9 protein-coding genes are annotated in these 9541 nt (G+C 34.5%); 7 read left to right on the plus strand and 2 right to left on the minus strand.

From position 1 onward, the window contains the following. The first annotated feature begins 176 nt into the window (after positions 1 to 176). The 3 genes from ACVYAD_RS13865 to ACVYAD_RS13875 all read left to right on the plus strand — a co-directional run bounded on the left by ACVYAD_RS13865 (position 177) and on the right by ACVYAD_RS13875 (position 4264). A complete protein-coding gene (locus ACVYAD_RS13865) occupies positions 177 to 929 on the plus strand; it encodes an ABC transporter ATP-binding protein (RefSeq protein WP_476426833.1) in 753 nt (250 codons plus the stop codon). Continuing rightward, a complete protein-coding gene (locus tag ACVYAD_RS13870) occupies positions 926 to 3445 on the plus strand; it encodes an FtsX-like permease family protein (RefSeq protein WP_476426834.1) in 2520 nt (839 codons plus the stop codon). Before ACVYAD_RS13865 ends, ACVYAD_RS13870 begins: the two co-directional genes overlap by 4 nt. Positions 3446 to 3919: 474 nt before the next feature. Then, positions 3920 to 4264: a hypothetical protein gene (locus tag ACVYAD_RS13875; protein WP_349660577.1), complete on the plus strand. Its 345-nt coding sequence runs from the start codon at positions 3920 to 3922 to the stop codon at positions 4262 to 4264. Between the two features lie 958 nt (positions 4265 to 5222). Here the strand turns inward: ACVYAD_RS13875 and ACVYAD_RS13880 are convergent. After that, complete coding sequence (locus ACVYAD_RS13880; protein WP_476426835.1) at positions 5223 to 5498, minus strand: DUF3139 domain-containing protein; 276 nt, start codon at positions 5496 to 5498, stop codon at positions 5223 to 5225. A 319-nt stretch (positions 5499 to 5817) separates the two neighbouring features. Here ACVYAD_RS13880 and ACVYAD_RS13885 point away from each other — a divergent pair, with 319 nt between their 5' ends. The 4 genes from ACVYAD_RS13885 to ACVYAD_RS13900 all read left to right on the plus strand — a co-directional run bounded on the left by ACVYAD_RS13885 (position 5818) and on the right by ACVYAD_RS13900 (position 9334). Next, on the plus strand, positions 5818 to 6198 hold the full coding sequence (locus ACVYAD_RS13885) for a PH domain-containing protein (RefSeq protein WP_323647051.1): 381 nt from the start codon (positions 5818 to 5820) through the stop codon (positions 6196 to 6198). Positions 6199 to 6488: 290 nt separating this feature from the next. Continuing rightward, positions 6489 to 6680, plus strand: a complete 192-nt coding sequence (locus tag ACVYAD_RS13890; protein ID WP_476426836.1) for a hypothetical protein — start codon at positions 6489 to 6491, stop codon at positions 6678 to 6680. Between the two features lie 364 nt (positions 6681 to 7044). Further along, positions 7045 to 8616 (plus strand): DUF342 domain-containing protein, encoded by a 1572-nt coding sequence (locus tag ACVYAD_RS13895; RefSeq protein ID WP_349660575.1) that lies wholly within the window; start codon positions 7045 to 7047, stop codon positions 8614 to 8616. Beyond that, a complete protein-coding gene (locus ACVYAD_RS13900; RefSeq protein WP_476426837.1) occupies positions 8609 to 9334 on the plus strand; it encodes a glycerophosphodiester phosphodiesterase in 726 nt (241 codons plus the stop codon). The genes ACVYAD_RS13895 and ACVYAD_RS13900 overlap by 8 nt, the downstream gene beginning before the upstream one ends. Here the strand turns inward: ACVYAD_RS13900 and ACVYAD_RS13905 are convergent. Continuing rightward, positions 9315 to 9541, minus strand: a 227-nt coding sequence (locus ACVYAD_RS13905; protein ID WP_476426838.1) for a hypothetical protein, incomplete at its 5' end; no start/stop codon positions are given. The genes ACVYAD_RS13900 and ACVYAD_RS13905 overlap by 20 nt on opposite strands.

Below are 9541 nucleotides of genomic sequence, written 5' to 3' on the forward strand. Positions count from 1 at the left end.
TTCGTTTTTTTTTTTTGGTTGTTTTTTTCAAAGCAGTGAAAGGGAGTATATAGGTATACCTAGTTGTTACTGTATAGAAGGATGATATTTCTTGATAAAGTCTTGATAATAGCTCGATAGAAAATTGATTTACCTTGGCTATAATTCTTACAAGAATAAGAAGGAGGAGATTAAAAATGTCAGTTCTTAGCGTGAGAGGTCTCTCTAAGACATATGGTCAAGGTCATAGTCAAGTAAAGGCATTAAATCATATTGAATTAGAAATTGAAAAAGGCGAATTTGTCGCAATAATGGGAACAAGTGGTTCTGGAAAATCAACCCTTTTAAATATGATATCTGGGCTAGATACTTATGATCATGGAGAAGTTCTGATAAGCGGTGAAAATATAAAGGGGTATTCAGATCACGAATTGACTCGGTTACGTAGAGAAAAAATAGGATTTATTTTTCAATTATTTAATTTAATTCCTGTATTGTCCGTTCTAGAGAATGTTACCCTCCCAGCAATGCTAACTGTAAAGAATAAGAAAGAATTAGATGAAAAAGCGAATGACTTGTTGCATTTGGTCGGTCTAGGTTCTTTTATACAATCTAAACCTAATCTATTATCTGGCGGTCAACAACAAAGAGTAGCGATAGTGAGGGCACTTATAAATGACCCGGAATTAATTCTAGCTGACGAACCTACAGGTAGCCTGGATTCAAAAACCTCTAAAGCCATGATGAGTATTCTACGTAACTTTTGTGAGAAACTGGGACATACGTTAATTGTAGTAACACATGATGCAAATGTAGCTGCTTATGCTAATAGAGTTATTTTCATGCATGACGGTAAAATCTGCGATACGCTAAATTTAAAAAACTCAAGCTTGAAGGATAATGAAGTAGTTAGGATCATTGCATCTAAGATTGAGGAACTAAGCTTATGAGATTATTTATTAAAGCAGCTATTAATTCATTATTCAACCATAAGGCCAGGAACGCATTCTTAGTTTTAGGTATTTCTCTAGGTGTTGCTCTAATTGTAATTGTGCAAATAATATTAGCTAGTTTACAAGAATCAAATGAACAGACAATCAAAAATTTGCATGGTGATTTTGACATAGTAGTTGGTTATCAAGATAGTCATAAGTCACTTACTAAATCAGAGATTGCTGCGATAGAGACGATAGAGGGGGTGGAGAAAATAAGTCCCTTCCTATACCCATACTTAAACAAAGAAGAAGAGTATGATATGTGGAGCGAACCAACTTACATTGGTTTTAACAATGATGAGCTAGCTTATGAATATCCGTTTGTATCAATAAAATCTGGTAATTTCCCTAAAGCAGAAGAAGCTTTAATTTCTCCCACATATGCTAAATTAAATAATTTGCAAATTGGCTCGAAGATAAAAATGAATTTTCCACCACAAGGGAAAAGAGAGGTTACGGTATCGGGAATTAGTGAAGAGCATGAAGCATTAACGAATATGGTCATTCTCGACTTTCATTGGCTTCAAGAAGTTACTTTAAACGATGGAATAACAACCGCATTGATTATTAAGTTAGATGATATTGAAAAGAAATCGGATGTTGTTCAAGAATTGAGAGAGCTTAACCAGGATTTTTTTATTGATAATAGATTAGAGATTGATGATGAACGTAATAATATTGGAGGGCTTGGACCATTTGTTAAGGGGCTTAATATTGCCATTTACCTAATAAGTGCATTGATACTTATTAGCACAATGAGAATGTCCATTCAGGAAAAACAAAAAGAACTTGCAACGCTACGCCTATTAGGTTTTGGGAAAAAACACATTATGTTTTTAGTTTTAATTGAAACGATGATAGTAGGATCAGTTTCTTTAGCAGTGGGAATCCTTGTTGGTATTCTAGTCCCTTTTCTTACATTTGATGTATTTTTAGGGCTATTGAATATTCCAAATGCCGGTATTGTATTACCATACCACGATATATTATTTAGTTTGGGGATTTTTACAGTAGTCATTTTTTTATCTTCACTTATTCCTGGCTATATAGCAAGTCTTTCTCCACCAATTGTTGTTTATAGAGGTGTGAAAAGCACACAATGTATTACAAAAAGGTATTTCATGATTAGTTTGTTGTATGCATTATTCACAACTATATTATTTGCCCTTAATCTATGGCAGTGGCAATCAAGGTTTATATTTGTTATTAACGCAGTTTCGTTTATAGCGTTGATATTTATAACAATCCCTCTAATGTTTGTGTTATTTGAAAAAGGAATAAGTCTATTAGATCGAAAAGTAAAGGTTAGAGCAGAAGGCTTATTAGCTACGAAAAATTTACTAAGGCAATTAGGTAGAAATGTACAAATCTCTATTATTTTCACTTTAGGTGTTATCATCACTATTATAGGAATGGTGGTATTAACAAGTGTTAAAGCGACCACGACTGAAACAATCATGGATACTTACACAAATGATTTAAAATTAGTGTCTGTGGGATCAGAAAGAGAAGAGGGATTTCCTTTTTCATTCTATGACCTTGTCAGTGAGAGCCCTAATATAGAAGCGCATTTTTACACAAATGTAAAGCTGTTTGATACGATGAATCTCCCTTCAAAACAAGGTGAAGTGATACTAGCTCTTAGTGGGACTGATTTACAATACAGCTTAGATAAAAATGAGGTTAAGGTAAAGGACGGTATTCATCTAGAAGAAGAGTTGAGTCCTAACGGTGTTATGATAACAGAGTCTACTTCAAAGAAATTAGGATATCATTTAGGCGATGTAATAGAAGCTGATATCTCTGAAAATATGAATGAGGTGGATAAAAAAGAATTTATCATAGAAGGTATTATAACCAATTCAGAGCACATGAGTGACGACTACAAAGTATTCACTACTAAAAAAAATATGGAAGATATGTTTCAGATTCATACTCTTCATAGCGTAGAGATGAATATAACATCAGATATAGACCAACAAGAAACATTGAAAGAAGTTCAATCACTGATCCAACAACCGCAGTATGCTAATACTATTCTATATAATAAAGCAGAAGAATTGAAGGACTTAGAAGAACAATTGTTACAACGCTTTTTCATTTTATTTCTAGCTGTAGGATTAATAATTATATTTACCATCATCGGGTTAATGAATAGTACAGCCAGTAGTATTAAGGAAAGAATCCAAGAATTAAGTATGCTACGTGTACTTGGTTATACAAAGAAACGGGTATTTTCGTTGCTATTGCTTGAAGGAGCTCTTTTAACAGGAACAGTTGGAATATTTGCAGTAGGGTTATCGATGATTTCCACGTATTGTTTGCTTCAAAGTTTAAATGCTACTACATTTCCGTCAATGCCTTTACTTCTGGGAGGTATAATTGTATTTTCTCCATTAATAGGTATGGGAGCAGTTGTATTTCCCGCTCTGTGGGCAACGAGACAAGACGTAATGAAGGGATTACGTTAGAAAACCGCCATGATTGCAGTCAAAATTCGAATCGAAATGATGGCGAGTTAAGGTTAAAGCCACAAAAGATTACAGGACTTATTTAGAGAGAATTCATTGAATTTATACCGATTAATTACTGAGATCATATAACTAATGTTAATTAATTGAATTAAACTATGAAACACATTCATTTATGGGGAATTCCCGTTCATGGAGGTGTTTTTTTTGACTGATATTTAATACACTGTTTTATGCTTTATTGTGCGGCAAAAGGCTAGCTATAATAACAATGAAATTAAACTTTAAAGCTATACGTAAAATGGATGTAAGATGCTGGGGAATATTAGTGAATATGTAGTTGTGGAGTTAAATTACTCTAGTGGAAATTGAGGATTATTTAGGATAGTTGTTGATGGATAAGAACAATCTCAGTTGGAGAAAATATTTGTGAACTAAAAAATGTTCAAATACTAAGGATTGGGAGGACTAAATATGTCATCTGAAATGGAAGATATACATCGTACTGGTCGAGACATTAATGACGTAATAGTACACTTTGGTGGGCAAGCTGAGAGTGTTTTTAGTTCATTGGCTGAACAAGGTCGAGTTTCAATACAAAAGAAAGCAGACGAATTAGCTGCACAGTATCTTGAAGGTAATCCTAACCCAGACTATTATGATTGTGTTCAAATTGTAGCTGAGGGAGTTTTTACAGCAGGAAACGAAATAAAGGCTAGCAGTGGTTCTTGGGGAGAATCAGTAGATGCAGCACTTGATGCTGGTGTTGGAACTCCAGCGGCAAAAATAGCTTGTAAAAGAATAACGATGTCACATTAATTTTTGAAAAAGCATAGGCGTAAAAAGCTTATGCTTTTTGATATTTATAATCTCTATTATCCTCTCCCGAAATATAAAAAAGAAGAATCGATTTCTCAATCCATTCGATAGCGAATTATAATATAAAACTTTTGAAGGGTTTAAAAAATGTTAAACTGGAGCGAAAAATCAAAGTTATGCTCGAAGATAATAAATTAAAATAGTTTATCCGTTTTTTCGACGTTACGAAATTCGATCAATACTGCGACTAGGTTAAAGCTCGATTAATCTTTGATACTGGAGCTAGGAGAGAGTAATTGTTGGGAGTTGTAGCATCTGATATAGATTTGCGGCGCAATGCATTGTTATTACGCAAAAAAGTCTGGAAAACAGCGCTTTGTTTATTATTCGCAGAAAACAGAAATCATCTTAAATCGTGATACTGGATTTGATCCATCAGCAGATTTAGGGGAAGAAATTCTTAACATGTTTTGTGGGGCTTTATTTGGGCCTCACCAAAGACTTTGAAGTCATTTGAACTAACTTTAACGCTCTTTAAAAATTACTTTAAGCATGAACTCAGAATTACAGATGCCTACTTGTTATTATATAGCTATGTGATAGGGATAGAGGTAGCTTACAAAGGACTTGTGTGTAATTTTAAGCGCAAGTCGTAGATAGGTGTGATGGTTATTGTTTCTATTGTTGATAAGGGAATAATAGTCTTGTTAACGTTTTAATTTTTCAAGATTTCTTCCAATAATATGGTTTGCGTTTGTGTTAGTGGAGGAATGTAAATGTGTGACAAATGAGAATTACCTTGGACATTTCATTATAAATCTCTATTATCAAAAGAATATTTACATTCTTTCTCACTATGTTTTGTCTCACCCTTAAATAGGTCAGTAACACCATCCGCTGAAAGTACGTCTTTTTCACAAAATTGCTGAACTTGTTTTCCATTTTTAGTTATTCCATATTAATAGGTTGTATTCGGCTCATCTTTAAATATAACCATATAGTGTCCGTGATAAAAGTCTTTATTTATTAAGTACTTTGGCTCAACATAATGTGATTTTTCAATTATTTCGTCTGTATATCCCTTCTCTTCCAGATATTCTGGAACATACTTATTAGCGATGTATTTTGCATATGGATTACCATTGCTCAGTACATAAATAAAACCTGTTGGAATAGCAATGACAATAACAGTAATTAGGATACTAATTGTAATATATATCTTTTTTTTCTTCATTTTACGTCACCCTTCTTTATTAACAATAATCATTTTTTACGCACAAGTCCTTGATGAGCTGTGTGATAGGCTTTGTTTTGCTTATTGAAAAATGAAATACCCCTATTATTTCGAGTAAAATAAAGCTACAAACTATTTGATCAATTTATCCACCAAAACAGCATTTAGTGTAATTTTACACCATTTTAGTATTTAGTCAATTGATAATTGCTACTTATTCGCAGTTTTAAATAATATCATTTAACGCAGTTGGGTTGAATTTATGGAAAAATAATCTCATATTCTAAATGAAGGATGGACATTTGGAGGGGGAGTAAAGATGGGGTTATTTGATGGGATAATAGGTAATGCAAGTGAAGTTAATCTAGAAAAGTTAAAGGAAGAAGTGAAAGGCTTATTAACACCTAATGAAACGATTAAGAATGCTTACAAAATAATAAGAGACACGTTTATTTTTACGGATAAAAGACTTATCTTAATCGATAAACAAGGAGTGACCGGAAAGAAAACACAGTACCATTCAATTCCATATAAAAGTATTCTTCATTTTTCAGTTGAAACGGCAGGAACATTTGATTTAGATGCAGAGTTGAAAATTTGGGTTTCAGGTAATGAATTACCGATACAGAAAAGCTTTAATAAATCAACTAACATATATAAAATTCAAAGTGTATTGGCGGAACATGTATTAGGAAAGTAAGTCTATAACTTATTTCAGCGTGTGTCCATACACCCGCTGAAATAGAGGAACTCAGTCTAAGAACGCCACGTACTGTGGCGATTTATCTGTGCGAAAGCGAAGCAACAGCAACAAGGTTTTATCTGTGCGAAAGCGAAGCGACAGCAACAAGGTTTTATCTGTGCGAAAGCGAAGCGACAGCAACAACAACAATAACAACAATACACGACAGAGTGATCAACATCGGATTGGCCCAAAGCCTATTCCGGACACAATAATACCGAGGTATAATTGATTTGGGGTGATAACAGATGAAAACCGTAAACATACAGCTTGACGAAAAAAACTCGTTAGAAATAACGCAGATAGAAGATAATTTATTTGAAGTGCGGCTTGGAATGAATGGAAGCATTAGCGTTTACTATATGACACGTGAGCAGCTCTTGAATTTTGATCAATTAGGCGCTCATTTGCGCATTGAGACTATTCTGGAGAAAGATTAAGAGCCATCATTCGACTCTGTATAAATGGTTTCCAAGGGATATTTATTTAGTATTGAAGGCCTAAGTAAGATTATGAAAATTATGACAGATATATTATCTGATTTTTACGTTAGGTGAAGATTTAATAAATTTCCTGATTGTTAATAGTGAAATTTATACAATTTGGACAGTGAGATTTTGAGAACTGATTAAAATATTACTTTTGTATAGTATAAATCACCTAATTATCATATTAAAATGAAAATATTGGATGTGAATATTACTTATAAAGTATGTGTATCTTCTTTCTGAGTAGTGACAATTGTCTCTAAACAAATGTAAATAGATTGTATATACTTACAGTTAGAGGGAAGGAGGAGGTAGCTTGATTCTAGTTCGAAATGATAAATTCGAAATAACGGAAGAAAATGGCAAGGTATATATGCTTACTTACAGTGCCGGGTTTCCATTAAAAGAATTTGATAGTATTTTACGAAGTCATCCCCGACTCAAATTATCAAATTTTTCAATATTAAAAAATGTCTTAGCAACTGAAAGCGCAAGCCCTGTTGAAATTGGACGCTGGCTTCCGAATGTTGAAGCTGAAGTTGCAAGAGATAAAATGTCTGCCTCAATATTTATCTATGAAACACATGACTATATTCTAAAGAATAAAGAGAAATTAACGGAACAAATTTTGGAAACTATCAAAAACGAAGGAATTGTTCACGGCATATTAGATTTTGATATTTCTAACATTGAGACAGGAAAAGCATTTTTAATTGCTCAAGGTACACAACCAGTAGCAGGAACAGATGCACAAATTACATACTTACCTAAGCCAGAGAGAAAGCCAGTAATTCGTGAAGATGGCAAAGCTGATTATTATGACATGAACTTTATTTCTGAAATATCCGAAGGTTCGTGGTTAGGCGAGAAAATCCCTGCGACATTAGGTAAACCAGGGGAAAATGTACTAGGTGAAATGATGGCTGCAGTACCGGGTCGTGATTTTCCTATACGATATGATAAAAAATCGGCTTATGAAGTGGAAGAGGATGGGAAGACTGTCATCCGTTCAAAAATAGCTGGTGTATTAGATGATGTCAAAGGCATGATCGGTGTTAATAGACATTTGCCAATTAATGGAGACGTTGGCGTTGAAACAGGGAATCTCGAATTTAATGGCTCGTTAAGTATTAGAGGAACAGTTACATCAGGCTATACAGTCATTGCTACTGGAGATATTTCCATCGAGGGTGCCGAAGGTGTAAGCGGTGCCAAACTGATTAAATCCCTGGAAGGCGACGTCTATATTCGCGGAGGGATTTTTGGTCTAGGGTCAACGCTTGTAGAGGCAGGAGGCAATATTTTCGTTAAACATGTCAATGAAGCAAATCTAGTTGCAGCTGACAGCATTCATATAGGATCTTACGCATTGGGATCCCAGCTCACTGCCCATTCTATCTTTGTGGACGAACGAAAAGGAAAAATTATTGGGGGCCGTGCAGTAGCCAAAAATACAATCGTTACGGCTATCTCAGGAAATCGTTTAGAGCGTCGAACTGATTTAATTATCGAAAGCGTCAATAAACAAGAAAGCTATTCTATTATGCAAGAGAAAGCGGGGAAGCTTAAGCAACTGCAATCAGAAATCGCTGAGCACGAGGGAAAAATTAAAAGCTTACTGCCACACCTTAACCAAATGTCTAAGGAGCAAATAGCTACATTTGAGGGTACAAAACAAATTTTAACAAAATTGAAAGCGGATGCAGTGACCATTGATCGTGAGGTTAAACTCATAATGGATGAAATGCGTCATGCTGGAAAAGAAGAGATTATTGTTACGAAGGAAGCGCATCCTGGTACCTATATTCAAATTGGCAAAAAATCATCCTTATTAAGTAAGATTAAAAAGGGTAAATTTCTTATTGAATTTGGTGAGTTAAATGCTTAGTGAATCTTTTATTCCTGTATTTGCACATCGTGGGGCATCAGCGTATGCACTTGAAAATACTTTGAAGTCTTTTGAAAAGGCATTAGAGCTAGGGGCAGATGGAATTGAATTAGATATCCAGCTTTCAAAAGAGGGCATTCCAGTAGTGTTTCATGATCCACAACTATCAAGATTAGTAGGCATCAATAAGCTTGTGAACGAATGTACGAAAGAGGAGCTAATAAGCTTTAAACTTGGGAAGCCGTGGAGACGATTATTTTCAACGTACAAAATTCCGACGTTTGAAGTTGTTTTAGCATGGGCAAATTCTCAACAGCTCCCACTTAATATTGAATTAAAATCAACACTCCTTGATAATAAAAACGCACTTATACAAATGCTACATGGGCTTACTTTGCCTGTTGGCAGTCATTTTTCATCGTTTCACTATGAGCTTTTAGAGATTGTGAAACAATATAAGCCAGACTATGAAACAGCACTTATAGCAACTAAAAAAATAAAATGGGATTTGCTTCGTGATTACAAAGCAATTGATAGTGTTCATATGCATAAAAGGTATTATAAACCAAGATATATAGAGGCTTGTGTAGCGAGTGATAAAGCATGTCGTTTTTATGCAATTGATGGGAATGAAGCATTTTTAACAAATCCCCATCCTTCTGTAATTGGTTGGATTTCTGATTTTCCAGATAAAGTGATTAAGCGACAACAACGTTAATCAATGTCACCTCGGTAAAATTGTAGCTGTCGCTTCGCTTTCGCACAGATAAACAATGTTGCTGTCGCTTCGCTTTCGCAACAGATAAACAATGTTGCTGTCGCTTCGCTTTCGCAACAGATAAACAATGTTGCTGTCGCTTCGCTTTCGCAACAGATAAACAATGTTGCTGTCGCTTCGCTTTCGCAACAGATAAACAATGTTGCT

Source organism: Lysinibacillus sp. G1-3 (assembly GCF_056322905.1).